This is a genomic window from Bradyrhizobium iriomotense (assembly GCF_030160715.1).
Lineage (GTDB): Bacteria > Pseudomonadota > Alphaproteobacteria > Rhizobiales > Xanthobacteraceae > Bradyrhizobium > Bradyrhizobium iriomotense.
Map to the genome: position 1 here is coordinate 1 of NZ_BSOW01000126.1, position 949 is coordinate 949.

A 949-nucleotide genomic window follows, 5' to 3' on the forward strand; every position below is an offset into this window, starting at 1 on the left:
TCTGCTTGCCGATCGGCGGCAGAATTCGAAGCTTACGGAAGCAAATTTCAAGAAGCGCTTCATCCGGATCACCTTTGTCATCCTTGACAGCCACCCGGTGCAGACCTTTGACCGCGACCTCGTCCATTTCGTCGGCAATTGTATGATTGCCGTCCCCGGCGAGTCGATCAACGCAGGTTCGCACCAGGAAATGCGTTCCAATCTCCTCGGCCAGACAGAACAGCTCATAAATGTCGCTCTCGCGATCGCCGATATGAATGCATCGTCCAGGTGCAGCGAGAAGGTCGGTCGCTTGCCGCAGATTTTCCAGCCAACGGACGCTCTCCTTCTGTTCGATCGGAACCCGTGTCGGATTGATCTTGCGCTTCAGCGCCGTCGTCCCCTTGAACTTCTTGCGTGTCCAGAACTTGATTGCCGCCAGGCCGAGCGGAAGTCCATCGGTCGTCACGGCCAAGCTCGAATGCATCAGGATGCCGCACTGCGTGCGCCCTGCCGTCTTGCCCGTAAAGCCAATCAGATCCGGTTTCTCCCGCTTGAAGCTGAATTCCGTCGTGTCATGGAGGACAAGGATCGGTCCCTCCGTTGTCGTTGCGCGCCCGTGCGTAGCCTCAAAGTGGCCGCCAAGAATATCCGCCTCGTTGACCCGTTCGTTGGAGAAGAAGCGATACGCGGCCTTCGTGTTCGCCCAGTCCTGACAAACTAGCGGGATGCTCTGACCCATGTCGCTCCCGATCTGCCCGAGCAATTTGCAAAATCGGCGGCCGAGCCGCTCATCCTTAAATTCACACCCCGCAACTTCCCGATCAACCCACGTCTCGACGCCGGTCATCAATCGCTGAGCACGCGCTTTCGCAGGATCCTTTAATACCAAATGCACCGAGCACCATCAAATTGCGAATCAGGTGCTCGACAACGAATCACAACAGATTCTGCCGATTCAAGTTTTCGC

General features: G+C 56.6%; 1 protein-coding gene. It reads right to left on the reverse strand.

Translation table 11 applies throughout. The features are described from left to right. Positions 1 to 829: IS4/Tn5 family transposase DNA-binding protein (locus QQL28_RS45705; protein ID WP_284276434.1), on the reverse strand; the 829-nt coding region annotated here is incomplete at its 3' end. Between the last annotated feature and the right edge of the window lie 120 nt (positions 830 to 949).